A 25,586-nucleotide genomic window follows, 5' to 3' on the forward strand; every position below is an offset into this window, starting at 1 on the left:
GAAAACACTTAAGGCGCCTTGCCGGATCGTTCCGGCAGGGCGCCTTGACGGGCGGCGGCGTATGAAAAGACGGCTTCTTCTCCTTCTCGGCCTGGCTATGGCGGCGGCTGTGGCCGTGGCCAACGCGCAGACCCTGGTGCCGCCGGGGAACCGCAACGCCGTCCAGCCCGACATACCGGGCGCCTCCAGCCGGCGCACGCAAGCCACCAACACCACCTTCCAGGCCAAATATCGCAAGGTCTACGCGCTGCTGAAGAGCGACGCCGAGCTGCGCGCCAAGATCAGGAAGGAGGCTGCCGCCTATGGCATCGACCCGATGCACATCGTCGGCGCCATCGTCGGCGAGCACACCTACAATGTCGACGCCTACGACCGGCTGCAGACCTATTACGTCAAGGCGATCTCCTATCTGTCGAGCAAGCTCTCCTTCGCCTATGACGGCGAGGACATCAGCGATTTCGTCCAGCGCCCCGAATTCAAGAAATGCGCCGGTATGACCGACAGCTACGATCTGTGGGAATGCCGCGAGCAGGTCTGGAACCATTCCTTCCGCGGCAAGAGCGTTGGCGGCACAAGCTTCCCCAACGACCGTTTCGGCGCCACCTTCTTCCAGCCCTATTATGCCGGCCAGACCTTCGGCCTCGGCCAGCTCAATCCGCTGACCGCGCTGCAGATGAGCGATCTCGTGCACAAGGTTTCCGGACTGCCGAAGCTCGACGTCGGCGATCCGAACACGGTCTACAAGACCATCATGGATCCGGACCTGACGCTGGCCTATGTCGCGGCGACGATCAGGACGTCGATCGATGCCTATAAGAGCATTGCCGGCTTCGACATCTCCGACAATCCCGGCCTCACGGCGACGCTCTACAATGTAGGCAATCCCGAGCAGCGCGCCTCTGCTTTGAAGGCCGAGAACGACAAGCGTCGCGCCGCCGGCGAGCCGGAAAAGCTGCCCGAGGAAAATTATTACGGCTGGCTGGTCAACGACAAGCTGGACGAACTGAAGGCGCTGTTCTAGCCGCCTCGGGTTCGGGCTGTTTAGCCTTCCGCGTCGAGGAACGCCTCGAACTTGCGCAATTCCAGCGCGTCCGCCTCGAGCATGTGGCGCGGTTCCGGATAGGCGCCCGACTGGATGTCGGCGGCATATTCGCGGAACGCGGCGATGCGCTCGCTCTGAATGCGGTCGAACTCCGCCGCGAGATCGCGGTAGCGCTTGGCGTGGCGCGGATAGCGGCCGCGATTGGTGCCGAGCACGTCTTCCGAGAACAGATACTGGGCATCGCAGCCGGCGCCGGCACCCATCGAGATCATGATCAGCGGCGTGCGCCGCGAGATCGCGCTGGCGACCTCGGCCGGCACCACCTCGATTTCGGCGGCGAAGACGCCGGCCGCCTCGAGGTCCTTGACCTGCTTCCAGACGAAAGCGGCGCTCTCTGCGGTCTTGCCGACCGCCTTGAAGCCGCCGGTCCAGGTCGCATGCGCCGGGACCAGGCCGACATGGCCGCAGACCGGGATGTGCTCGTCGCGCAGCCGGCGGATCGTCTGCAAACTGGCCGAGCAGTACATCGCATCGGCGCTCGCCGCGCGCAGCTTCACCGCTGTGCGCAGGATATCGTCGGTGGTGGCGCCCATCTTGGCCTGTTCGTCGCCGGGAATGGCGAAGCAGGTCGGCGCGGCGTCGCGGAAACGCGGGTCGAAGATCAGGTCATAGGTGACCGAGATGATGTCGATGCCAGCGCGTTCGGCGGCTTCCGCTTCTTCCAGCGAGAAGACGCGCAGCTTGGACAACTGACGCTTGCCCTTCAGCGCTTGCAGGTCGGCGACCGTCGGTCTGTTGCGTGCCATTTCTTGATCCCCCTCATGCCGCACGAGATGCCGGCACCTTCCGAAGCCTCACGCCGCCAGCAGCGATTTGAGCTTGACCGTTTGCGAGCCGAGCGCCGCGGGCGCCGGCGCCGCGCGCTTGGCGATCAGCATTTCCGCCAGGCGGATATCGCGCGCCACCGCATTGCCCGGACCGATGCCGCTCGCCGCCACCAGCCGTCCGTCGTCCGCCAGGTGGAACAGGATGAAGGCGCCGTCGTCGAGGTCGCGGCGCACCATGCTCTTGCCCTCGTCGGAAAGCCCGGCGATCTGCAGGGTCAGCCCATACTGATCCGACCAGAACCACGGCACCGACGCATGCGCCTCGCCGGCGCCGAGCATGTTTTTCGCCGCCAGCGCGCCCTGCTCCTGGGCGTTGCGCCAGGCTTCCAGCCGCACGCGGCGGCCGCCATAGACGGCAAGCGGGAACGAGCAGCAGTCGCCGGCGGCGAAGATGTCCGGGTCGGCGGTGCGCAGCTCGGCATCGACGGCGATGCCGTTGTCGATCGTAAGCCCTGCTTCCGCGGCAAGCCCGGTCACCGGCACGGCGCCGATGCCGATCACCGCGAGGTCGGCGGCGATTTGTCGTCCGCCGGTAAGCGTGATGCGCACCTCTTTGCCGTCATCGGCGATTGCTTCTATGCCCTGGCCGGCGAGGATGATCACGCCTTCCGCCTCATGCGCCGCGTGGATTGCCGCGGCGATCTCGGCCGGCACGCCGCGCATCAGGATGCGCGGCTGCGCTTCGATGACGGTGACCGTGGCGCCGAGCTTGCGCGACGAAGCGGCAAGCTCCAGCCCGATGAAGCCGCCACCGACGATGGCGACGCGGCTTTTTGGATTGAGATGCGCGCGGATGGCCAGAGCGTCGTTGAAGGTCCGAAGATAGACACAGCGTTCGCCCAGCCCCGGCATCGGCAGCTTGCGCGGTAGCGAGCCGGTCGCCAGCAACAGCTTGTCGTAGGGAAGCAAAGAACCGTCCGACAGTCGAACCGCATGCGCGGCGCGGTCGATCGCCACGGCGCGGACCGAACGGATGTGCCGGATCGAGCGTTCGGCCAGAAGCTCCTCGCTGGTGATCGCCTTGATCGCCGGCACTTCGCCGGTCATCGCCTCCTTCGACAGCGGCGGCCGTTCATAGGGCAGATGCGGCTCGTCGCCGATCAGCGTCACCGCGCCCTCGAAGCCGAGATCGCGCAAGGCGAGCGCGGCGCGCCCGCCGCATTCGCCGGCGCCGATGATGACCATTCCCCCGGACATCGCGATCACCCGATCTGAATGAGGACTTTGCCGGCGTCGACCTTGACCGGATAGGTCTTGAGGTTGACGCAGACCGGGGCGCCCCTGGCGTCGCCGGTCTTGTAGTTGAAGCGGCCATTGTGCTTCGGGCACTCGATGATGTCGTCCATCACCAGTCCGCCCGCCAGATGCACTTTCTCATGCGTGCACAGCCCATCTGTCGCGAAATACTCGTCATCCGGGCTGCGATAGATGGCGAAGGTACGGCCGCCATGATCGAACCGCATGACGTCTTCCTCGTCGATGTCTCCGGCCGCACAGGCCTCGACCCAGTCACTCATGTCGTCCTCCGGCGAATTGGATTGTTCGGCGCGCCTCGGCCGGTCATTCGGCCGCTGCAGCCGTGGGATGATCGCTGTGCAGATCCTCGCGATAGGGGCGGGCCGTCGGCGGCAGCTCCCGCTTGATGAAGTAATCCTCGTAGCGAAGCTGGCGCAGGAAGGCCGGGATCATCTCGCGGTAGCCGGCCAGGATCGACGGCGTCGGCGCCGGCAGGTCATGCTTGATCAACTCGTGCAGCCTGGGCAGCGCGTGGTAGGGCACCATCGGAAACATGTGGTGCTCGACATGGTAGTTCATGTTCCAGTAGATGAACCTGCTGATCGGATTCATGTAGACGGTGCGGCTGTTGAGGCGGTGGTCGATGACGTTGTCGGCAAGGCCGCCATGCTGCAACAGGCCGGTCATGACGTGATGCCAGGCGCCGTAGAGCCTGGGCAGCCCGACCAGCATCAGCGGCAGGAACGAGTCGAAATAGAACGCCGACGCGATCGTGGCGGCATAGATCGCCGCCCAGATGCGGGCGATGCGGATCGCCTTCGGCTGCTCCTGCTCGGGAATGAAGGTTTTTTCCGCCGCGCTGATGTTGCCGGCCGCGTTGCGCAGCATGTCGCTCATCGCGCGCCAGGCGTCGAGGACGCCGACGAAGGCCAGTGCCGTGCGGATCAGGTCCGGCGGCCGCATCACGGCGATTTCCGGATCGCGGCCGACGATGATCGTGTCGGTGTGGTGGCGCGTGTGGCTCCAGCGCCAGGTCACCGGGTTGCGCATGATCATGAAGCAGGCGATTTGGTAGATGGCGTCGTTCATCCACTGCGTGCGAAAGGCGGTGCCGTGGCCGCATTCGTGCCAGCGTGAATCGGTCGAGGAGCCGTAAAGCGTGCCGTAGACGAAGAAGAACGGCACGCACCACCACGTGCCCCAGAACCAGGCGCCGCCGGCGGCGCTGAGGACCAAGGCGCCGAGCCAGATGACGGTGTCGCGGATCGCCGGCTGGTCCGAGCGCTGCATCAATTCCTTCATCTGCTTGCGCGGGATGTCGGTGTGGTACCACTCGGCCGCCGAGAGACCATTCTCCACCGCCAGCCTGGCGTCGCGGCCAACCAGGCTGTAGTCGCGCCGGGATGGCGCCGCGTCCATCATTGCCGTCATCGCTTCCTCCATCAGCACCTCGCGGCTCGGCCCTCGCGTAAAGCGGTGGGGCGGGTGCACGGTCGGCGTCGAAATGCAAAATAGCCCCAAGCCATGATAGTCTCAATATCAGAAAGATAGTTTCTATCATTTCATATCAGGACGAGGTAAACTGAGTCGGCAAGCGAGGGAGTGCTCATGGCAAAGCGGCCGACCATTACCGATCTGGCACGCGTCTCCGGTGTCAGCGTTGCCACCGTTGATCGCGTCTTGAACAACCGCCTGCCGGTAAAGGAGGAAACGGCGCGCCGCGTCTATGAGGCTGCGACCGAGATCGGCTATCACGCCGCGGGACTGATCAGGCAGCGCATGCGCCAGGAATTGCCGGAATACCGCCTGGGCTTTCTGCTGTTGCGAGGCAATGATATTTTCTACGGCGATTTCGCGCGGGAACTGGAACTTGCAGTCTCGCAATCGCAGCGCTTTCGCGGCGTCGCGACGATCGATTTCGCCGCGTCGCTAGCCGCCGACGAGATCGCCGCCCAGACACGCAGGCTGGCCGCGAAATCGAGGGCCGTGGCCGTCGTCGGTCCGGACCACCCGACGCTGACGGCGACGGTGGAGGCCCTGAAGGCCAGGAATGTGCCGGTGTTCTCCTTGCTGTCCGACTTCGCCGCCGGCATCCGCGAGGGCTATGTCGGCCTCGACAACCGCAAGGTCGGTCGCACCGCGGCCTGGATGATCGCCAAGGCGGCCAGGAAGCCGGGCAAGGTCGCCCTTTTCGTCGGCAGCCACCGCTTCCATGGCCATGAACTGCGCGAGATCGGCTTCCGCTCCTTCTTCCGCGAGCATGCCCCGGAATTCATCGTAATGGAGACTCTGGTCAACCTGGAAGCGAACCAGGTGACCCACGATGCGATGATCGATCTCCTTGCCCGGCATCCGGACCTCGCCGGCTGCTATGTCGCCGGCGGTGGCATGGAAGGCGCGGTCTCGGCGCTGCGGGCAGCGCGGCCCGCGCATATGCCGGTCGTTGTCTGCAACGAGATCAACGCAGAATCGCGCGCGGCACTCGCCGACAACATCCTCACCATGGTGATCTCCACGCCACTCGCCGCGCTCTGCCGCGAACTTGTCGATCTGATGGCCCATGCCATCGAGGCCGGCGCCGCCAACGCGCCTGGCCAGACCTTCCTGCCATTCGACATCTATCTGCCGGAAAACATCTAGCCGCACGGCAATCCACGTGCCGGCGCGCCGGCCAGGCGAAATGATAGAATCTATCAGGCGAGTCCGAAAATCCGGCGCCCGGCTTCCGATTCGCCCTTGACGCCGCCGCCTGAAATGGAATAAATATTTCACGAACTGGGTATTTTGGTTCTTTCGTTCCGGAACATCTGTTTCAAACAGGGGACTTGGCGTTCCATCATGCAAAGGGCGCCCTCCGGAACCGGAATGGAAAGCGGGAGAGATTCCTCGGGAGATCGGGGATTCCGGGCAAAAGATCGGTGCAGCCGGACACCAATGTGGAGGAGAAATACAATGAAGAAACTGCTTTTGGGCGTCGCGCTGTCGGCGCTTATGAGTTCGTCCGCCTTCGCCGCCAAGATCGGCGTTTCGATGGCGCTTTTCGACGACAACTTCCTGACCGTTCTGCGCAACGGCATGATCGCGCAGGCCAAGGGCATGAGCGGTGTCGAGCTGCAGGTCGAGGATGCGCAGAACGACGTCGCCAAGCAGCTTGACCAGATCAAGAACTTCGCCGCCTCGGGCGTCGACGCCATCATCGTCAACCCGGTCGATACCTCGGCCACCCAGGCGATGTCGGACGCGGCTGCCGCGGCCAAGATCCCGCTGGTCTATGTCAACCGCGAGCCGGTCAACGTCGATACGCTGCCGGACAACCAAGCCTTCGTCGCCTCGAACGAGGCTGAATCCGGCACGTTGGAAACCCAGGAAGCCTGCCGCCTGTTCAAGGAAGCGGGCAAGAAGGAAGCCAATGTCTACGTGATCATGGGCGAGCTTTCCAATCAGGCCGCGGTGCAGCGCACCAAGGACATCGAGGAAGTCATTGCTACGCCGGACTGCAGCTTCATCAAGATCATCGACAAGCAGACCTCGAACTGGAAGCGTGACGAGGCCCAGAACCTGATGACCAACTGGTTGTCGGCCGGCAAGCCCTTCGATGGCGTCATCGCCAACAACGACGAAAGCGCCATCGGCGCCATTCAGGCGATGAAGGCCGCCAACATCGACATGAAGTCGGTGGTCGTCGGCGGCGTCGACGCCACCCAGGACGCGCTTGCCGCAATGCAGGCGGGCGATCTCGACGTGACGGTGTTCCAGGACGCCGCTGGCCAGGGCGCCGGCGCGCTGGACGCCGCGCTGAAGCTCGCCAAGGGCGAGAAGGTGGAACACAAGGTCTATATCCCGTTCCAACTCGTCACGCCGGCCAACATCGACAAGTTCCTGAAGAAGAACTGAGGCTGCGCTAGGCTAAACGGAGCGGCGCATCAAATCATAACAACGGCGCCGCTCCCCATTTTCCCTCACCGCCCGAACCGGCGGGAGGGCGAACGCGGCCGACGGAGGAAAACACGTGGCACAGACATCTCATGGCGTCGGCGGGCTGACCTACGATGCGAAGAAACGCGCATGGCCGGCCGAGTTCAACGTTTTCCTGGCGCTGGTAATTCTCGTTGTCGTCTTCGAGTTGATCGGCCGGATCTTTCTTGGTGACAGCTTCCTGTTCAACACCCGCAGCGACGTTGGCCGGATCTTCAACGAGGCCCGCCTGCAGATCATCATCCTGCAGGTTTCGATCGTCGGCATCATCGCTATCGGCGTGACGCAGGTGATCATCAGCGGCGGCATCGACCTGTCCTCGGGCTCGATCGTCGGCGCGACGGCGATGATCGCCATGAGCTTTGCCCAGGTAGCGACGGTCAATGGCAACCCGAACCCCAAGGCGATGTTCCTGGCGCAGGGCTGGACCGACCTGCCCGTGATCGTCCCGCTGCTCGTCGCCATCTCTTGCGGCCTTATCGCCGGCCTGATCAACGGTGCGCTGATCGCCTATACGCGCATCCCGCCCTTCATCGCCACGCTCGGCATGATGGTCACCGCGCGCGGCATCGCCAAATGGTGGTCGAAGGGTCAACCGATCTCGTTTCCGACCGACAGTTTCGCCGCCATCGGCAAGGGCCTGATGCCGGTTATCATATTCATTTCGCTGGCGATCCTGTTCCAGCTCATCTTGAGCTACACCAGATACGGCAAGCACTGTTACGCCATCGGCTCCAATGAGGACGCCGCACGCATGTCCGGCATCAAGATCGCCAACCACAAGGTGCTGGTCTATGTCATCGCCGGCATTCTCGCTTCCGTTGCCGCGGTGGTGCTGTCCTCCAAGAACCTCACCGCCCAGGCCGGCATGGGCGTGATGTACGAGCTCGATGCGATCGCCATGGCGGTCATCGGCGGCGTCTCGCTGTCGGGCGGCCGCGGCTCGATCATCGGCACCGTCATCGGCTCGCTGATCTTCGGCGTCATCATCTCCGGCTTCACCTTCCTGCGCCTCGACGCCTACTACCAGGAGATGGTCAAGGGCGTGATCATCGTCGGCGCGGTGGTTCTCGATCAATGGCGCCAGCGTCGCCGCGCGATAGGAGCTTGACCATGTCGGACATCGTTCTCAAGACCGAAAACCTGACCAAGCGCTATGGCGGCGTGCATGCTCTCGAAGGCGCGAACTTCGAACTGCGCAAGGGCGAGCATGTCGCCATCATGGGCGACAACGGCGCCGGCAAGTCGACCTTCGTGCGCCAGATCACCGGCGTCGAGCAGCGAACCGACGGCAAGGTCTGGTTCGACGGCAAGGAAGTGAACTTCGCCGGGCCGATCGAGGCGCGCGAGGCCGGCATCGAGACCGTGTTCCAGAACCTCGCGCTCGCCGACGATCTCGACGTGCCGTCCAACCTCTTCCTCGGCCGCGAGAAGGTGTTGTTCAATCTCGGCCCCTTCTCGATCCTCGACCGCAAATTCATGCGCAAGGCGACCGAGGCGGCATTGGTCCGCACCGCGGTGAAGATCCCGAACCTCTCGAGCACCATCCGCCACATGTCGGGCGGCCAGCGCCAGTGCGTGGCGATCGCCCGCACCGCGACCTTCGCCTCCAAGCTGATCATCATGGACGAGCCGACGGCGGCCCTTGGCGTGCAGGAGACGGCGCAGGTCGAAAACATCATCCGCACGCTGAAGGAGAATGGCGAACCGCTGATCCTGATCAGCCACAACATGCGCCAGGTGTTCGACCTGGTCGACCGCATCGTCGTCTTCCGGCGCGGCAAGATCGTCGCCAATTTGCGCAAGCAGGACACCGACGGCAACGACATCGTCGCCTACATCACCGGCGCCAAGACCGGGCAGGCGGAGCTCCAGGCGGCCTGACGGGCGTCACGACGGGACCAACCAGATCGTCCGCGCCTAGAGGCGCGGACATGTTTTAGAACCACCTCAAAGGACAATTCATGACTATCCGCTTCGCTCTTCTCGGCGCCGGCCGCATCGGCAAGGTCCATGCCCGCGCCGTCGGCTCCAATCCCGACGCAAAACTGGTTGCCGTTGCCGATGCTTTCGAGAAGGCGGCGAGCGATCTGGCCTCGGCCTATGGCGCCGAAGTGCGCAGCATCGAGGCCATCGAGAAGGCCAAGGACATCGACGCCGTCATCATCTGCACGCCCACCGACACCCATGCCGACCTCATCGAGCGCTTTGCCAAGGCCGGCAAGGCGATCTTCTGCGAGAAGCCGATCGACCTCGACTTCAAGCGCGTGGAAAAATGCCTGGCCGTGGTCGAGAAGGCCGGCGCCACGCTGATGGTAGGCTTCAACCGCCGCTTCGACCCGCATTTCGCCGCCGTGCGCAAGGCGATCGATGACGGCGCCATTGGCGCGGTCGAGATGGTCACCATCACCTCGCGCGATCCGGGCGCGCCGCCGCTCGAGTACATCGCCCGCTCGGGCGGCATCTTCCGCGATATGACCATCCACGATTTCGACATGGCGCGCTTCCTGCTCGGCGAGGAGCCGGTGGCGGTCAGCGCCCATGCCTCGGTGCTGGTCGACAAGAAGATCGGCGAGGCCGGCGATTTCGACTCGGTCAGCGTCATCCTGGAAACCGCGTCGGGCAAGCAGGCCGTCATCTCCAACTCGCGCCGCGCCACCTATGGCTACGACCAGCGCATCGAGGTGCACGGCTCGAAGGGCATGGTCGCCGCCGAGAACCAGCGGCCGGTGTCGATCGAGCTTGCCAACGACAAGGGCTACCCCCGCCCGCCGCTGCACGACTTCTTCATGACCCGCTACCTCGACGCCTACGCCAACGAGATCGCCGCCTTCATCGGCGCGGCAACCAAGGGCAAGAAGGCGGCGCCAAGCGGAACGGACGGCCTTGTGGCGCTGAAGCTTGCGGACGCCGCGCTGAAGTCGGCGAAGACCGGCAAGACTGTTCGCGTCGACTGAGCTTTTTGAATTCGAACACAGGAGAACAGCGATGAGCGGTTTGGCCGGTCGCAATTCGGAAACGCGCGCCATCGTCACCGGCGGCGCGCAAGGTATCGGCTTCGCCGTCGCCGAGGCGCTGGCCGACGAGGGCTGCCGCGCGCTGGCGCTGGTCGGCCGCTCGCAGGAGAAGGGCGACAAGGCCGTCGCGGCGCTGAAGAAGGGCGGCGTCGACGCCATCTTCATCAGCGCCGACGTCGCCAGGGTCGCCGACTGCAAGCGCGCTGTCGACACGGCGATCGCGCATTTCGGCACGCTGAACGCGCTGGTCAACGCCGCCGCCACCTCGGCGCGCGGCTCGCTTATCGAAACGACAGAGGACGTCTTCGACCAGATTTTCGACACCAATGTACGCGGCCCCTTCTTCCTGATGCAGGGCCTGGTCGCGCATCTTCTGGCGCGTAAGGCGCCGGGCTCGATCGTCAACGTGCTGTCGATGTCGGCGCATGCCGGACAGTCCTTCCTGACGCCCTATTCGACCAGCAAGGGCGCGCTGATGACGCTGACCAAGAATGTCGCCAGCTCCTATCGGAGGAACCGCATCCGCTGCAACGCCGTGCTGCCCGGCTGGATGGACACAGAGGGCGAGGCGATCGTGCAGAAGAAGTGGCACGACGCGCCGGACGACTGGCTGGAAAAGGCCGAGGCCGCGCAGCCGATGGGCCAATTGGTCAAGCCCGCGCAGCTTGCCCGGCTGATCACCTATATGCTGAGCCCGCAGGCCGGCGTCATGACCGGCTCGCTGGTCGACTATGACCAGAACGTCGCCGGCGTGATCGGCGAGTAAGGGCCGGCGCTGCGGCCAGCCCTTTCGTCACTATACGGGGAGAAATGCCCGGCAGGGCAATGAGGGGCAGCGCCGACTTTGACAGCTATGGGTCCAAACTCAGGTTGAAGGCCGATATCTCCGCCTGGCCTTGTCTTTCTGCCGTAGGCGCCGCCCCTCACCTGCCTTCCGGCATCCTCTCTCCGTATAGTGACGGGGAGAGGGGCGCCGTCATCAACGGTTTCGCCAATTGGCCCGCTACAACACGACACGTGACAAACGCTTCGGCTTCGACTATATGAGCCGCATGATCCACCTGACCGCCTCGTTTTGGTACTTTAGCTACGGTAGCTCGCTGGCGGCGGGAGGATTGCGCTCGATCTGAAGATTGCAGCAAAACAGTCCGACAAGCCGCCAGACCTGGCGGCTTTTTTGTTTCAGCCGGCAGGTCTCCTAACCAGGAGCAGAAAGCCGTGTTGACCACCACAGACGACCTTCGGGTCACCGACCTCAAGGAACTGAGCACGCCGCAAGAGGTGATGCGCGAGATACCGCGCACGCTGACGGCGACGCGCACCGTTACCGCGTCGCGCAACGCCATCCATTCGATCCTGACGGGTGCCGACGACCGGCTTTTGGTCATCGTCGGCCCCTGTTCGATCCACGATCCGGTCGCCGCGATGGACTACGCCAGCCGTCTGGCGGCGCTGCGCGAAGCCCTTGCCGACCGGCTCGAGATCGTCATGCGCGTCTATTTCGAGAAGCCGCGCACCACGGTCGGTTGGAAGGGTCTGATCAACGATCCCGACCTCGACGGCAGCTTCAACATCGACAAGGGGTTGCGTATGGCGCGCAACGTGCTCGCCGCCGTCAACAATCTCGGCCTGCCGGCGGCGACCGAGTTCCTCGATATGACCACGCCGCAATACATCGCCGACCTCGTCGCCTGGGGCGCCATCGGCGCGCGCACAACCGAAAGCCAGATCCATCGCGAGCTGGCGTCGGGCCTCTCCTGCCCGGTCGGCTTCAAGAACGGCACCGACGGTAATCTTCGGATCGCCGCCGAGGCGGTGAAATCGGCCGCGCAGCCGCATCATTTCATGGCGGTGACCAAGGGCGGGCGGAGCGCGATCGCGGCGACCACCGGCAACGAGGACTGCCACGTCATCCTGCGCGGCGGGATCCAGCCCAACTACGACGCGGCGAGCGTCGCCGCGTCCGCTGCGGAACTCGGACGCATCGGGGTCGCGCCGCGTCTGATGATCGATGTCAGCCACGCCAACTCGAGCAAGAGGCCGGAGAACCAGCCCAAGGTGGCGGCCGACGTGGCCGGCCAGGTGGCGACCGGCGACGAGCGCATCATCGGCGTCATGATCGAGAGCAACCTCGTCGCCGGCCGCCAGGACGTGGTGCCGGGCAAGCCGCTCACCTACGGCCAGAGCATCACCGATGGCTGCATCGACTGGGCGACCACCGAGACGGTGCTGCACGGGCTTGCCGGCGCGGTCGAATGGCGCCGGTCCGTGAAACGCGAAATGCTGGCGACCCGGCAGGGCGCGGCCTGACTTCCTACTCCCCTCTGGGAGAAGGTGGATCGGACGCGCAGCGCCGAGACGGATGCGGGATGCTGGAAGGAACTCGGCGTGGGCCCTTGAGGCTCACGCCGCCCTCAATCCCTCCCAGGCGGTGAACACCGAGACCGCGAACAGCAGCAGCCCCGCCGCCCGACCGGCAAGGACGGTCGCCTGCGGGTTGGCGACCAGTAGCTCACGGCTGCGGCCGGCGGTAACCGCGAGCCCGCCATAGATGGCGGCCTGCGTGGCGATCGTCATCAGCCCCATGACGGTCGCCTGCATCCAGATCGGGCCGTAATCCGGCTTCAGGAACTGCGGATAGACGGCGAGGATGAAGAGGTAGGCCTTCGGATTGATCAGGCAGGTCATCAGCCCCTGGCGAAACGCCTTCCAGGCGGAACGGCTGCCGGAAGGCCCGTCCTGGCCGATGGTGATGGAGCTGCGCATCAGCGTGATGCCGATATAGGCCATGTAGGCGGCGCCGGCGACCAGCAGCGGCGTGAACAGGATCGGTACGAAATGCATGAGCAGGCCGACGCCGATCGCGCCGTTCAGCGTGTGCACAATGCCGCCCAGCATGATGCCGCCGGTCGCGGCAAGGCCTCTGTTGCTGCCGCCGGTCAGCGCATTGGCCAGCACGAACAGCATGTCCATGCCAGGCACGGCGATGATCCCGAACAGCAGGATGAAGAAGAGCCAGAGATTTTCCGCATAGCCCATGTCAGTTGCCTGTCGCCGCGCCCCGCAAGGCGCCAATGAATCTATTGATTTTCAAGCCGGTAAGCGGCCCTATAGTTCATCGCAACTGACGGGGATGTGTCAGTTGCGTTCGGAGCTGGTAAGGAAATGCGCAAGGCCTCGCGCCTGTTCGAGATCATCCAGATCCTGCGGCTGGCTAGGCAGCCGGTGACGGCGGCCATGATTGCCGAACAGCTGGAAGTGACAGTGCGCTCGATCTATCGCGATATCGCGGCACTTCAGGCGATGCGCGTTCCGATCGAGGGCGGGCGCGGCATTGGCTACGTCCTGCGTCCGGGCTTCGACCTGCCGCCACTGATGTTCTCGATCGAGGAGATGGAGGCGATCGTGCTGTCGCTGGCCCTGCTCGAGCGCACCGGCGACGACGAGCTCAAGCAGGCCGCCAAGCGCGTAAGCGCCAAGATCGCCGGCGCGGTGCCGCCGCCCTTGCGCCATGCGCTCGACGCCAATGCTCTGCACGCCTGGGGTTTTGCAGCGCCTTCGGCTTCGGCGGTCGATCTTGCCTTGGTGCGCCGTGCCATTCGCGACGAGGAGAAGCTCGACCTTTCATATCGCGATGAAGCGGGCCGCAACACGAAGCGCATCATCCGGCCTGTCGCGCTCATCTACTACGCCGAGACCGCCAACATCGTCGCCTGGTGCGAGTTGCGCCAGGCCATCCGCAACTTCCGCAGCGACCGCATCGAGGACTGCCGGCTGGCGGGCCTATGGTTCAAGGGCGAAGGCGACCGGCTGCGGCAGGTCTGGGTGGACGGCTGGGAGATCAACGAATCGGCTGCGAGCGCCTGAGAGGGATCTCAAGATACGTACCGCGGAAATTCCGACCTGTCGCGTTGTGCTTACCTTGGTATCTCGGAACCCTCGGAGATTGGCCGAAACGCCCATCAGGTCGTCATCCTATGGCGGAGCAAGGAGCGAAGCGACGCGGCGCAGACCATGGGATCCATGCCGTGACGTTGAAGCGTTGCGACGGTGCAGAATTCTGCGCCGCTGCATCCTTCGGCCGAGGTAACGGCATGGATCCTTGGGTCTTCACTCCGCTTCGCGTCGCTACGCCCAAGGATGACGAAGTCGGAAAGCTGCGTCCAATCGCAAATGTTTGCGAAGGTTCGCGGGAAAGCCAGCAACCTTTCTTCGCGTCGGCGAACGACGTGAAATTACCGCACGTTCACCCAGCGCTGTTCCTGGAACGAGCGCGCCATCGCATGCACGGTGCGCTCGATCTCCAGCCCCTCGTCGAAGTCGATGATCCTCGCCGGCTTCCCGGCAAGCCGCAGCAGGAGCTCGCGGCATTCGATGATCTTGAGGTCATTGAAGCCGAGGCCGTGGCCCGGCGCCGGCACGAAGGCGTCGTAAGGTTTGTGGTGCGGCGCCACCAGGATCGTGCGGTAGCCCTGCTCGGTCGGCCTGTCGGCCGTCAGGTAGAGCTGGAACTCATTGAACCTCTCCTGGTCGTAGAGGATCGAGCCCTTCGAGCCGAAGATCTGGATGGCGATGCGGCCCTTGCGGCCCCAGGCCGAGCGGTTGACCAGCAGCGTGCCGGCTATGCCGTTCTCGAGATGCATCAGCACGCTGGCGATGTCGTAGGTCTCGACCGCGCGGCGCCCCCCGGATGCGACCTTGCGGTCGGCATAAGGCTTGGCCATGTCGCACATGACGCGGCCGACGCGGCCGAACAGCACCTTGATCAGCGACAGCGGATGCACGGCGAAATCGTCGAGCGCGCCGTAGCCCGACGCCGCCTCGTGCTTCCAGAAGAACGCCGCCTCGGGGTCGGCCATGAAGTCCTCGTCCATCTCGATGCGTAGATGGTTGACCTCGCCGATGATCTTCTCCTCGAGCAGCGCGCCGATATGGCGGATGGCAGGGTTCTGGATGTAGTTGTAGCCGAGCGCCGCCACCTTGCCGGATTTCCCGGCCGCCTCTGCCATCGCCTCGGCTTCCGTGAAGCCTGGCGCCATCGGCTTCTCGCACCAGAGATGCTTGCCGGCTTCGAGGATGGCGATGGCCATTTCCGGATGGTACTGGTTGGGCGTGGTCAGCGAGACGATCTCGACCTCCGGGTCGTCGACCACGGCGCGCCAGTCGCCGGAGCCTTTCGCGAAGCCGAATTCACCGGCCTTGCGCTTGGCAAGCTCGTCATTGACCTCGCCGAGATGCACCAGCTTCGGCTTGGCCACGTCGGGAAACACGGTGGCGACAGAGCTCCAGGCGATGGCATGGCACTTGCCCATGAAACCCGTGCCGATGAGGCCCACTCCGACCATTTGGATGTCTCCGCGCCAGAGCAATTCCAGGAAAAGTAAGAAACGGCTTTCCGTCCGGAATTGCGTCAACAAACAGCTAGAACGGTTCTGCGTTTCCAGGAACCGTTATGGGGAAGAATTTCGCGTGGATGAATTAATCCATTTCCGCTTGGAATGGAATGTCCAAATCATTTTTTATGGCGTTCTTGCGTGAAGTCGCTATGATGAGGCAGGAGAGGGAACTATCGGTATGGCCGTGGGCGGAGCGACGATGGACGAACGGGTTCCCCGCGATTTCGAGACGCTGCGCGCGACGATCCTGGAGCGGCGCCAGAGCCTGCCCAAGCGCATCGCGCAGATCGCCGCCTATGCGCTCGACAATCCCGACGACATCGCCTTCGGCACCGCTGCCAGCATCGCCGCCTCCGCCGGCGTCCAGCCCTCGACGCTGATCCGCTTCGCCCAGCAGCTTGGCTTCGACGGCTTCACCAGCCTGCAGCTTGTGTTCCGCGAGCGCCTGCGCGAACGCAATTCCTCCTATGACGAGCGGCTGGCCGCCTTGCGCGCCAAGGCCGAGGAAGGCGCCGGCCACCGGGCGATCTTCGACGGTTTCGTCGCCGCCGCCAGTACCTCGCTGAGTGACATTTCGCGCACGCTGAACGAACCGCATTTCGAGGAGGCCATCGCGCTGCTGGCCAAGGCCGAGACCATTTATGTGCTGGCCAAGCGCCGCTCCTACCCGGTCGCCTCCTACATCGCCTACGCGCTTGGCAAGCTCAAGATCCGCAACCAGCTGATCGAGTCGGCCGCCGGGCTGAACGCCGAGATGATCGGCTTTGCCACGCCGAGGGACGCCGTCATCGCCATCAGCTTTTCTCCTTACGCGCCGGCGACCATCGAAGAGACGCGTTCCATTTCCGAACAGGGCGTGCCGATCGTCGCCATCACCGACTCGTCGTTCTCGCCGCTGGCCCAGTTCGCCGAGGTCTGGTTCGAGGTCGCCGAGGCCGATTTCGCCGGCTTCCGCTCGCTGTCGGCGACCATGGCGCTGGCCATGGCGCTGACCGTCGCAGTCGGCGAGAAGCGGCGCGACACGGGCCGCAAGCGCAAGGGCTGAACGGCTCGGCCTGCAGTCTTTTTCGGCTAGGGAATGCTCATTCCATCTTGACTACAGATTGGAATTATTATTTCATAATTCAGGCGTTCACGCTGCCGCTCGCGCGTGTACCCCAAAACGGGGTTGCTCAAGACAATAAGGCCGATGGGAGGTTCGAATGGGCGAAGCCGTGGAAGCGAAAGCGCTCGACGTCATCACCATCGGTCGCGCCTCGGTCGATCTCTATGGCCAGCAGATCGGCTCACGGCTGGAGGACATCACCTCCTTCGCCAAATCGGTCGGCGGCTGCCCGGCCAACATCTCCGTCGGCACCGCCAGGCTCGGCCTGCGCTCGGCGCTGCTCACCCGCGTCGGCGACGAGCAGATGGGCCGCTTCATCCGCGAGCAGCTCAAGCGTGAAGGCGTCTCGGTCGATGGGCTGAAGACCGACAAGGAGCGGCTGACCGCGCTGGTGCTGCTCTCGGTCGAGGACGAAGGCATCTCGCCGATGATCTTCTACCGCTCAGACTGCGCCGACATGGCGCTGGCCGAGGAGGATATCGACGAGGCGTTTATTGCCTCTGCCCGCGCGATCGTCGTCACCGGCACGCATTTCTCGCGGCCGAACAGCGATGCCGCGCAGCGCAAGGCGATCCGCATCATGAAGGCCAAGGGCGGCAAGGTGGTCTTCGACATCGACTACCGTCCCAACCTCTGGGGCCTCGCCGGCCATGCCGAGGGCTTCGAGCGTTACGTCAAGTCGGACCGCGTCTCGGCCCAGCTGAAGACGGTGCTGCCCGATTGCGACCTGATCGTCGGCACTGAAGAGGAGATCATGATCGCCTCGGGCGCCGACGATTGCCTGAGCGCGCTGAAGACCATCCGCTCCTTGTCCTCGGCCACCATTGTGCTCAAGCGCGGCGCCATGGGCTGCATCGTCTATGACGGGCCGATCAGCGACGACCTCGAGGACGGCGTCGTCGGCAAGGGCTTCCCGATCGAGGTCTACAACGTGCTCGGCGCCGGCGATGCCTTCATGTCGGGCTTCCTGCGCGGCTGGCTCGGCGGTGAAAGTTTTGCCACGGCTGCGACCTGGGCCAATGCCTGCGGCGCCTTCGCGGTGTCGCGCCTGCTCTGCGCGCCGGAATATCCGACCTTCGAGGAATTGCAGTACTTCCTCAAGCACGGCAGCAATCATCTGGCGCTGCGCAAGGACGAGGCCATCAACCACATCCATTGGGCGACGACGCGCCGGCGCGATGTTCCCTCGCTGATGGCGCTCGCCTGTGACCATCGAATCCAGCTCGAGGACGTCGCCACCAAGGCCGGTGCCGATGTCGCGCGCATCGAGGATTTCAAGGTGCTGACCGTCAAGGCGGCGGCCAGGGTCGCCGCCGGCCGCGCCGGTTACGGCATGCTGCTCGACGAGAAATACGGCCGCGACGCCATGTTCGAATTCGCCCGCCATCCCTTCGCCTGGCTTGGCCGTCCGGTCGAGCTGCCGGGCTCGCGACCGCTGCGCTTCGAATTCTCGCAAGACATCGGCTCGCAGCTAATCGACTGGCCGGTCGAGCACTGCATCAAATGCCTGTGCTTCTACCACCCGGACGACCCCGAGGCGCTGAAGCTAGAGCAGCAGCAGAAGCTGCGCAGCCTGTTCGAGGCCGCGCGGAAAGTGGGCAGGGAGCTTCTCGTCGAGATCATCGCCGGCAAGCACGGCAAGCTCGACGACACCACCATTCCGCGCGCGCTGGAGGAACTCTACGCGCTGGGCATCAAGCCCGACTGGTGGAAGCTCGAGCCGCAGGCATCCGCAAGCGCCTGGGCCAAGATCGAGGCGGTGATCGTCAAGAACGATCCATGGTGCCGCGGTGTCGTGCTGCTCGGGCTGGAGGCGCCGCAGGACGAGCTGGTCGCGGCGTTTGCCGCTACCGCCAAGGCACCGATCGTCAAGGGCTTTGCCGTCGGTCGCACCATCTTCATCAACGCCGCCGAACAATGGCTGGCCGGCAAGATGTCGGATGAGGAGGCGGTGGCCGACATGGCTGCTCGCTTCGAACAGTTGACCGAGGCGTGGCTTGCCGCGCGCGGCCGCAAGGCAGCATGAGAAAACGGCGCTAACGAAAGCCGGAGGAAACGACAAATGACGAAGACCGTTCGCCTGACGATGGCGCAGGCCGTGACCCGCTTCCTGTCGCGCCAGATGACCGAGATCGACGGCCAGAAAGTACCGATCTTCGGCGGCGTCTGGGCGATCTTCGGTCATGGCAACGTCGCCGGGATCGGCGAGGCGCTCTACCAGGTGCGCGACGGATTGCCGACCTTCCGTGCCCACAACGAGCAGGCGATGGCGCATGCGGCGATCGCCTATGCCAAGGCCAATTTCCGCCGCCGCTTCATGGCCGCGACCAGCTCGATCGGTCCCGGTGCGCTGAACATGGTGACGGCGGCAGCCCTGGCACACGTAAACCGGTTGCCTGTCCTGTTTTTGCCGGGTGATGTCTTCGCCAACCGCTTGCCCGATCCGGTGCTGCAGCAGGCCGAGGATTTTTCCGACGGCACGGCGAGCGTCAACGACTGCTTCCGCGCCGTGTCGCGCTATTTCGACCGCATCACGCGACCGGAGCAGATCATCCCGGCGCTCAACCGCGCCATGCAGGTGCTGACTGACCCGGCCGAATGCGGCCCGGTGACGCTCTCACTTTGCCAGGACGTGCAGGCCGAGGCCTACGATTATCCCGAAAGCCTGTTTGCCGAGCGCCTCTGGACGCCGCGCCGGGTTCGTCCGGACCGCAACGAACTGGCCGCCGCCGTCGCGGCGCTGAAGAGCGCGAAGAAGCCGTTGGTGATTGCCGGCGGCGGCGTCCTCTATTCGCAGGCCTCGGGCGAACTGGCCAAGCTGGTGCAGGGCGCCGGCATCCCGGTCTGCGAGACGCAAGGCGGCAAATCCTCGCTGTCTGATGATCATCCGCTCAACATGGCCGCGGTCGGCGTCACCGGCACCTCCGCCGCCAACCGGCTGGCGGAAGAGGCCGATGTCGTGCTCGCCGTCGGCACCAGGCTGCAGGATTTCACCACCGGCTCCTGGGCGCTGTTCAAGAATGCCGGCCGCACCATCATTGGGCTGAACACGCAGGTCTTCGATGCCGGCAAGCACTGGGCGCTGCCGCTGGTCGCCGACGCGGCCGAAGGGCTGGCGGAACTGTCCGCTGCGCTCAAGGGCTGGAAGGCGCCGGCCGCCTGGACCGACAATGCCCTGAAGGGCAAGACGGAGTGGCAGGCTGCCGCCGCCAAGGTGACGGCCTCGACCAATGCCGCCTATCCGTCCGACGCGCAAGTGATCGGCGCCGTGCAGCGCGCCATGGGCTCAGGCGTCACCTTGCTGCATGCGGCAGGCGGTCTGCCCGGCGAGTTGCACAAGCTCTGGCAGGCCGGCGCGCCCGGTTCCTACCATGCCGAATACGGCTTCTCGACCATGGGCTACGAGATAGCCGGCGGGATCGGCGTCAAGATGGCGAAGCCCGACCAGGAGGTCGTCGTCATGGTCGGCGACGGCTCCTACCTGATGCTCAATTCCGAGATAGCGACCTCGGTGATGCTCGGCCTCAAGCTCACCATCGTGCTGCTCGACAACCGCGGTTATGGCTGCATCAACCGGCTGCAGATGGCGACCGGCGGCGCCAACTTCAACAATCTCCTGAAGGACGCCCGCCACGAGGTGATGCCCGATGTCGACTTCGCCGCCCATGCGGCAAGCCTCGGCGCGACGGCCGAGAAGGTGGCGTCGATTGCCGAACTGGAGACGGCGCTCGCCAGGGCCAAGGGCAATGACAAGACCACCGTGCTGGTCATCGACACCGATCCGCTGGTGTCGACCGAAGCCGGCGGCCACTGGTGGGATGTCGCCGTGCCGGAGGTCTCGTCGCGGCCACAGGTGAATGCGGCGCGCAAGAAATATGAGGAAGCCGTGGGCAGCCGTCAGGGCTGAGCCGCGTCTGCCTCGCAACGAACCGACATTGGAGTGACGACTTGAAAGCCAAACTGGGCATGTCCCCCATCGCGTGGTGGAACGACGATCTCGTGGAACTGAGCGATGACGTGTCGCTGGAGGAGTGTCTGCGCCAGTCGCGCTCGGCCGGCTTCACCGGCATGGAGATGGGCCGCCGCTTCCCCAACGATCCGAAGGTGATGCTGCCGATCCTGAAAGAGGCGGACGTCACGCTGTGCGGCGGCTGGTTCTCCGGCACGCTGGTTGATGAGGAGATGGCCAGGAACAAGGACCGCATCCAACCGATGATCGACCTGTTCAAGGCCGTCAACGCGCCCTGCATCGTTTATGGCGAGGTCGGCCGCTCCATCCAGGGCGACCGTTCAAAGCCGCTCGCCACCAAGCCGAAACTCTCCGGTGACGAGATGAAGGCCTATGGCAGGCGCCTGACCGAATTCGGCGAATGGTGCGCCGAGCAGGGCATGCCGCTTTCCTACCACCATCACATGGCGGCGGTCGTCGAGACCGAGCCGGAGCTCGATGCCTTCATGCGCCATTCCGGCGAAGGCATTCCGTTGCTGCTCGACGCCGGCCACCTCGCCTTTGCCGGCGGCGACGTGCTGCGCGCCATCGACAACCACCACAAGCGCATCAACCACGTCCATGTGAAGGATGTGCGCATGGGCGTGATCGACAAGCTCGACCGCACGAAACAGTCCTTCCTCGATGCCGTGGCGCTCGGCGCCTTCACCGTTCCGGGCGACGGTTCGTTGGATTTCGGCGCCATCGTGCAGCGGTTTGCCGACCATGGCTATGAAGGCTGGTTCGTGGTCGAGGCCGAGCAGGACCCGAAGGCAAATCCACCGCTCAGGATGGCGCAGGTCGGCTACAAGGAGCTGATGCGGGTGATGACGGCCGCCGACTACACGGTCGAGACGCAGGGTTTTCCGGCCTGAACGGTGGATTAGTCAGGGCGCTCGGTCTATCTGATGCGCTTTGGCTAAATCCGGGATTGGCGCGCGATGAAAGACCATGAGCACCCGTTCTTCCGGCCGCTGTGGCGGCGCATCGCCGTGGTGGCTGTCTGCCTGGCCTGGTCGGTGATTGAGTTCGCTTCCGGCACGCCTTTCTGGGGCGTTATCGCGCTCGGCTTCGCCGGCTATGCCGTCTGGCAGTTCTTCTATCTCTACAAGCCGGCCGAAGAGGCCAAGCCTCCGGCCGAACCGAAGGAATGATTGAGGAGACAAAAATGTCCAAACTGCTCGTCAAGGCCGACAAGGGCCACGGCCGCGTCGCCCACGTCACGCCGCAAAGCGCCGGCTGGACCTATGTCGGCTTCGATCTTCATCGGCTGAAAGCGGGCGAGACGGCTTCGGGTGAAACGGCCGACCGCGAGGTCTGCCTGGTCTTCGTCACCGGCAAGGGCAAGGCGTCCGCCGCCGGCACGGATCTCGGCCTGCTCGGCGAGCGCATGTCGCCCTTCGAGGGCAAGCCCTGGTCGGTCTATGTGCCTGAGGGGTCCAACTGGTCGGTGACCGCTGACACCGAGCTGGAACTCGCCGTCTGCTCGGCTCCCGGCCTTGGCGGCGGCCTGCCGGCCCGCGTCATCGCTCCGCGGGATCTCGGCCAGGAGGTGCGCGGCAAGGGCACCAACACGCGCTACGTCACCAACATTCTGCCCGAAGGCAAGCCGGCCGACTCTTTGCTGGTGGTCGAGGTCATCACGCCGGGCGGTCACACCTCCAGCTATCCGCCGCACAAGCATGACCAGGACAATCTCCCCGCGGAGTCCTATCTCGAGGAAACCTACTACCACCGCCTCAACCCGCCGCAGGGCTTTGCCTTCCAGCGCGTCTATACCGACGCCGGCAGGAATGGCGAGCGCGAGCTGGACGAGGCGATGGCGATAGAGGACGGCGATGTGGTGCTGGTGCCGAAGGGCTACCACCCATGCGCCGCCTGCCATGGCTACGATCTCTACTATCTCAACGTCATGGCCGGGCCGAAGCGCACCTGGAAGTTTCACAACGCGCCCGAGCACGAATGGCTGATGAAGGCCTGACTGAGCATTTTGCAGCCAAGCGGAATCGCTTCCGGTTCGCGGCCGGTTGAAGCCATTGGTCCAGCATGGAAAAATCGTCGGCTAAGGACCTACCTGGCCGATTTGCCATCGAAAACCATCGTAAGCTTCGTCAATCCGTCATGGAAATCACCTATGGCAACGGATCTGACGAGGACTTCTTATGCGCTACGCCATCTATTTCACCCCAAGCCAGGACGAGCCGCTGGCGCGGATCGCCGCCAATTGGCTGGGACGCGACCCGTTCGGCGCCACCACTCGGCCGGTCGAGGCCGTGGGTGAGCTGTCGGCGGCCGAAGTTGCCTTCCACACCGCTTCGGCGCGCCGTTACGGTTTCCATGCCACGCTGAAGGCGCCATTCCGGCTGGCCGGGAACGAGACTGAGGCTTCTCTGCGCGCCGCGCTCGACAGCTTTGCCGAAGGGACCCAGGCGGTCATCATCCCGCGCCTGGTCGTCGGCCAGATCGACGGCTTCTTCGCGCTGGTGCCGGAAGCGCCAGTGCCGGCGCTCAACCGCTTCGCCGGCGATGTCGTGCTCGCCTTCGACCGCTTCCGCGCGCCGCTGACCGAGGCCGAGATCGAGCGCCGCAGCCCCGATTCGCTGAAGCCGGACGAGTTCCGCAACCTGTGCCAATGGGGCTACCCTTACGTCTTCGAGACCTTCCGCTTTCATATGACGCTGTCCGGCCGCGTCGCGTCACAGGAAAGCCCTCGTCTACGCGCAGCAATCGACAGCCTGTTCACGGAAGTGCTGCTGCGGCCGGTGTTGGTCGATGCGCTGACGCTGTTCGTCGAAACCGAACCGGGCGCCCCGTTCATGGTGCTGTCCCACCACGCGCTGGGACGCCGCTCGGCCCGGAAAACTGCCTGAGGCAAAAACTACTTGAGACCAAACTGCCTGATTACCAAGGACTGCCTGAAATGACCGCCGAGACCGTTCTCACCAATGCCCGCATCGTGCTTGCCGACGAGATCGTCGAGGGCTCGCTGGTGCTGCGCGACGGCCTGATCGCCGCCATCGATCCGGGTGCTGCCCGCGCCGGCGAGGACATGGGCGGCGACTACATCATTCCCGGCCTGGTCGAACTGCACACCGACCACCTCGAAGGCCATTACGCGCCGCGCCCGAAGGTGCGCTGGAATCCGATCGCCGCCGTGCTTGCTCATGACGCGCAAGTGGCGACCGCCGGCATCACCACCGTGCTCGATGCCTTGCGTGTCGGCATGGACGAGGACGCCGACCTCACATCCGCCGACATTCGCAAGCTTGCCGACGCCATCGAGGACAGCGTCGAGCAGGAGCGGCTCAGGGCCGACCACTTCATCCATCTGCGCTGCGAGGTCTCGGCGCCGGACTGCCTGAAGGCCTTCGCCAATTTCGAGACCGACGAGCGGGTGAAGCTGGCGTCGCTGATGGACCATGCGCCAGGACAGCGCCAGTTCGTCAATCTCGAAACCTATGCCTATTACTACCAGCGCAAGCTGAAGCTCTCCGATCGCGACTTCCGGAAGTTCTGCGAAAAGCGCATGGCGGAATCGGCCATGAATTCCGGCCCGAACCGCGTCTTCATCTCCGCCGCCTGCCACGAGCGCGGCATCGTGCTCGCCAGCCATGACGACGCCACCGCCGGCCACGTCGAGGAAGCAATCGAGCAAGGCGTGCGCGTCGCCGAGTTCCCGACTACGGAGGAGGCGGCCCGGGCCTCGAAGGCGGCCGGCCTCGGCGTGCTGATGGGGGCGCCCAACGTCATGCGCGGCGCCTCGCATTCCGGCAACGTCTCGGCCCGTACGCTGGCCGGCGATGGCCTGCTCGACATATTGTCGTCCGACTACATCCCCTTCAGCCTGATCCAGTCGGCCTTCTTCCTCGGCGACGTGGTCGAGGGAATCTCGCTGCCGCAGGCGGTTGCCATGGTCTCGAGGAACCCGGCGGAGGCGGTCGGGCTCGACGATCGCGGCGTCATCGAGCCGGGCCGGCGCGCCGATCTGGTGCGCGTGCGCGTCGACGATCATGTGCCGGTCGTGCGCACCATCTGGCGGCAGGGGCGCCGGGTAGCATGATGGTCTCGGCCTTGCTCGAACGCGAACTGTCGGCCGAGAGGTTCCCGATCCGCAACGGTGTCTTCGTCGCCGTGGTCGGTCCGAGCGGCGCCGGCAAGGACACGGTGATAGGCTATGCAAAGGGCCGCTTCGCCGACGAGACGCGGCTCGAATTCGTGCGCCGTGTCATCACCCGTCCGAGCGACGCGGCAAGCGAGGACCACGACACGCTGGCCGACGCCGCCTTCGCCGAGGCTGAAGCCGACGGCGCTTTCGCCCTGTGTTGGGATGCCCACGGCCTGCGCTACGGCCTGCCCGCCGATGTCGACTGGGCCGTCGCCAACGGCCATGTCGCTGTGGCGAACGTATCCCGCTCGGTCATCCCGGCGCTGCGTGAGCGTTACGCCAATCTGGCGGTGGTCGAGATCACCGCCACGCCGGAAATCCTCGCCGAGCGGTTGGCGGCGCGCGGCCGTGAATCGCGCGGCGAGGTTCTGGCGCGCCTGGCGCGCAGCACCAGCATCGCGCTCTCCGGACCGGACGTCACCTCGATCGACAACAGCGGCGCCAAGGACATCGCCGGCGAGCGCTTCGCCGAGGTGCTGCGCAAGGCGATGGCGTTTTCGGATCTGTCCAGCATGATCTGAGGTGAATTGATTCAGGTGATGCCGGCTTGCATGTGGGAGGTTGAGCCGAGACTTGTTGATGTCGGCGCCGCCCCTCATTGCCCTGCCGGGCATTTCTCCCCGTATTGTGACGGGGAGAAAGGGCTGATGTCCGAACCGGATAGATAGGTAACAGAATGGACCGATTGCATAGGTGACAGTTTTCTCCCTCGCCGGAGGACCCGGCGATGGTTTGGCGAGAGACTGGCATCATGGACGAGCGGCTTCGTTTTGTA

General features: G+C 64.6%; 25 protein-coding genes. 19 read left to right on the forward strand and 6 right to left on the reverse strand.

Annotation, left to right across the window (positions count from 1 at the left end; genetic code table 11):
- The first annotated feature begins 61 nt into the window (after positions 1–61).
- Positions 62–1,021: a DUF1402 family protein gene (locus EN745_RS08210; RefSeq protein ID WP_127404906.1), complete on the forward strand. Its 960-nt coding sequence runs from the start codon at positions 62–64 to the stop codon at positions 1,019–1,021.
- Positions 1,022–1,041: 20 nt separating this feature from the next.
- Here the strand turns inward: EN745_RS08210 and EN745_RS08215 are convergent, their stop codons facing one another.
- The 4 genes from EN745_RS08215 to EN745_RS08230 are packed head-to-tail and all read right to left on the reverse strand — an operon-like array spanning position 1,042 to position 4,596.
- The gene (locus EN745_RS08215) at positions 1,042–1,848 is read right to left on the reverse strand and encodes a 3-methyl-2-oxobutanoate hydroxymethyltransferase (RefSeq protein WP_127404905.1); all 807 of its coding nucleotides are present in this window, start codon (positions 1,846–1,848) and stop codon (positions 1,042–1,044) included.
- A 48-nt stretch (positions 1,849–1,896) separates the two neighbouring features.
- Positions 1,897–3,126, reverse strand: a complete 1,230-nt coding sequence (locus tag EN745_RS08220) for an FAD-dependent oxidoreductase (RefSeq protein WP_127420978.1) — start codon at positions 3,124–3,126, stop codon at positions 1,897–1,899.
- A gap of 5 nt (positions 3,127–3,131) precedes the next feature.
- Positions 3,132–3,446: a MocE family 2Fe-2S type ferredoxin gene (locus EN745_RS08225; protein ID WP_126057092.1), complete on the reverse strand. Its 315-nt coding sequence runs from the start codon at positions 3,444–3,446 to the stop codon at positions 3,132–3,134.
- A gap of 43 nt (positions 3,447–3,489) precedes the next feature.
- Positions 3,490–4,596 carry a fatty acid desaturase family protein gene (locus EN745_RS08230; protein ID WP_245455287.1) on the reverse strand — a complete coding sequence of 369 codons (1,107 nt, stop codon included), beginning with the start codon at positions 4,594–4,596 and terminating at the stop codon, positions 3,490–3,492.
- Positions 4,597–4,773: 177 nt separating this feature from the next.
- Between EN745_RS08230 and EN745_RS08235 the strand changes: the two genes are divergently transcribed.
- From EN745_RS08235 to EN745_RS08270, 8 genes are all read left to right on the forward strand, one after another.
- Complete coding sequence (locus EN745_RS08235) at positions 4,774–5,805, forward strand: LacI family DNA-binding transcriptional regulator (protein ID WP_126057091.1); 1,032 nt, start codon at positions 4,774–4,776, stop codon at positions 5,803–5,805.
- 312 nt (positions 5,806–6,117) lie between these two features.
- Positions 6,118–7,059 carry a sugar ABC transporter substrate-binding protein gene (locus tag EN745_RS08240; RefSeq protein ID WP_126057090.1) on the forward strand — a complete coding sequence of 314 codons (942 nt, stop codon included), beginning with the start codon at positions 6,118–6,120 and terminating at the stop codon, positions 7,057–7,059.
- A gap of 115 nt (positions 7,060–7,174) precedes the next feature.
- Positions 7,175–8,251 carry an ABC transporter permease gene (locus EN745_RS08245; RefSeq protein WP_126057089.1) on the forward strand — a complete coding sequence of 359 codons (1,077 nt, stop codon included), beginning with the start codon at positions 7,175–7,177 and terminating at the stop codon, positions 8,249–8,251.
- Positions 8,252–8,253: 2 nt separating this feature from the next.
- Positions 8,254–9,024 carry an ATP-binding cassette domain-containing protein gene (locus EN745_RS08250; protein ID WP_126057088.1) on the forward strand — a complete coding sequence of 257 codons (771 nt, stop codon included), beginning with the start codon at positions 8,254–8,256 and terminating at the stop codon, positions 9,022–9,024.
- Positions 9,025–9,104: 80 nt separating this feature from the next.
- Positions 9,105–10,097, forward strand: coding sequence for an inositol 2-dehydrogenase (gene iolG, locus EN745_RS08255; protein WP_127420979.1), 993 nt, complete (start codon positions 9,105–9,107; stop codon positions 10,095–10,097).
- A 31-nt stretch (positions 10,098–10,128) separates the two neighbouring features.
- Complete coding sequence (locus EN745_RS08260; protein WP_126057086.1) at positions 10,129–10,923, forward strand: SDR family oxidoreductase; 795 nt, start codon at positions 10,129–10,131, stop codon at positions 10,921–10,923.
- Positions 10,924–11,152: 229 nt separating this feature from the next.
- Positions 11,153–11,287 (forward strand): hypothetical protein, encoded by a 135-nt coding sequence (locus tag EN745_RS37450; protein WP_281033003.1) that lies wholly within the window; start codon positions 11,153–11,155, stop codon positions 11,285–11,287.
- Positions 11,288–11,375: 88 nt separating this feature from the next.
- The gene (locus EN745_RS08270; protein ID WP_127420980.1) at positions 11,376–12,467 is read left to right on the forward strand and encodes a 3-deoxy-7-phosphoheptulonate synthase; all 1,092 of its coding nucleotides are present in this window, start codon (positions 11,376–11,378) and stop codon (positions 12,465–12,467) included.
- A gap of 93 nt (positions 12,468–12,560) precedes the next feature.
- Here the strand turns inward: EN745_RS08270 and EN745_RS08275 are convergent, their stop codons facing one another.
- On the reverse strand, positions 12,561–13,196 hold the full coding sequence (locus EN745_RS08275; protein WP_126057083.1) for a LysE family translocator: 636 nt from the start codon (positions 13,194–13,196) through the stop codon (positions 12,561–12,563).
- Positions 13,197–13,322: 126 nt separating this feature from the next.
- Between EN745_RS08275 and EN745_RS08280 the strand changes: the two genes are divergently transcribed.
- On the forward strand, positions 13,323–14,024 hold the full coding sequence (locus tag EN745_RS08280) for a YafY family protein (protein WP_126057082.1): 702 nt from the start codon (positions 13,323–13,325) through the stop codon (positions 14,022–14,024).
- Positions 14,025–14,392: 368 nt separating this feature from the next.
- Here EN745_RS08280 and EN745_RS08285 read toward each other — a convergent pair whose 3' ends face one another.
- Positions 14,393–15,502 (reverse strand): Gfo/Idh/MocA family oxidoreductase, encoded by a 1,110-nt coding sequence (locus tag EN745_RS08285; RefSeq protein ID WP_127420981.1) that lies wholly within the window; start codon positions 15,500–15,502, stop codon positions 14,393–14,395.
- Between the two features lie 250 nt (positions 15,503–15,752).
- Here EN745_RS08285 and EN745_RS08290 point away from each other — a divergent pair, with 250 nt between their 5' ends.
- The 9 genes from EN745_RS08290 to phnN all read left to right on the forward strand — a co-directional run bounded on the left by EN745_RS08290 (position 15,753) and on the right by phnN (position 25,332).
- Entirely contained in the window at positions 15,753–16,598 is an 846-nt protein-coding gene (locus EN745_RS08290; protein WP_189347856.1) for a MurR/RpiR family transcriptional regulator, read from the forward strand.
- A 157-nt stretch (positions 16,599–16,755) separates the two neighbouring features.
- Complete coding sequence (gene iolC, locus EN745_RS08295; protein ID WP_127420982.1) at positions 16,756–18,684, forward strand: 5-dehydro-2-deoxygluconokinase; 1,929 nt, start codon at positions 16,756–16,758, stop codon at positions 18,682–18,684.
- 36 nt (positions 18,685–18,720) lie between these two features.
- Entirely contained in the window at positions 18,721–20,565 is a 1,845-nt protein-coding gene (gene iolD, locus EN745_RS08300) for a 3D-(3,5/4)-trihydroxycyclohexane-1,2-dione acylhydrolase (decyclizing) (RefSeq protein WP_126057078.1), read from the forward strand.
- A 41-nt stretch (positions 20,566–20,606) separates the two neighbouring features.
- Positions 20,607–21,521, forward strand: a complete 915-nt coding sequence (iolE, locus tag EN745_RS08305) for a myo-inosose-2 dehydratase (RefSeq protein WP_127404893.1) — start codon at positions 20,607–20,609, stop codon at positions 21,519–21,521.
- A gap of 66 nt (positions 21,522–21,587) precedes the next feature.
- Positions 21,588–21,800: a DUF3329 domain-containing protein gene (locus EN745_RS08310; protein ID WP_127420983.1), complete on the forward strand. Its 213-nt coding sequence runs from the start codon at positions 21,588–21,590 to the stop codon at positions 21,798–21,800.
- A gap of 14 nt (positions 21,801–21,814) precedes the next feature.
- Complete coding sequence (iolB, locus tag EN745_RS08315; RefSeq protein ID WP_127404892.1) at positions 21,815–22,627, forward strand: 5-deoxy-glucuronate isomerase; 813 nt, start codon at positions 21,815–21,817, stop codon at positions 22,625–22,627.
- Between the two features lie 181 nt (positions 22,628–22,808).
- Positions 22,809–23,516 (forward strand): DUF1045 domain-containing protein, encoded by a 708-nt coding sequence (locus EN745_RS08320; RefSeq protein WP_127420984.1) that lies wholly within the window; start codon positions 22,809–22,811, stop codon positions 23,514–23,516.
- A gap of 50 nt (positions 23,517–23,566) precedes the next feature.
- Positions 23,567–24,706, forward strand: a complete 1,140-nt coding sequence (locus EN745_RS08325) for an alpha-D-ribose 1-methylphosphonate 5-triphosphate diphosphatase (RefSeq protein ID WP_127420985.1) — start codon at positions 23,567–23,569, stop codon at positions 24,704–24,706.
- Positions 24,703–25,332 carry a phosphonate metabolism protein/1,5-bisphosphokinase (PRPP-forming) PhnN gene (gene phnN, locus EN745_RS08330; protein ID WP_189362992.1) on the forward strand — a complete coding sequence of 210 codons (630 nt, stop codon included), beginning with the start codon at positions 24,703–24,705 and terminating at the stop codon, positions 25,330–25,332. Before EN745_RS08325 ends, phnN begins: the two co-directional genes overlap by 4 nt.
- The last annotated feature ends 254 nt before the right edge of the window (positions 25,333–25,586 follow it).

Source organism: Mesorhizobium sp. M4A.F.Ca.ET.022.05.2.1 (genome assembly GCF_003998845.1).
GTDB lineage: Bacteria > Pseudomonadota > Alphaproteobacteria > Rhizobiales > Rhizobiaceae > Mesorhizobium.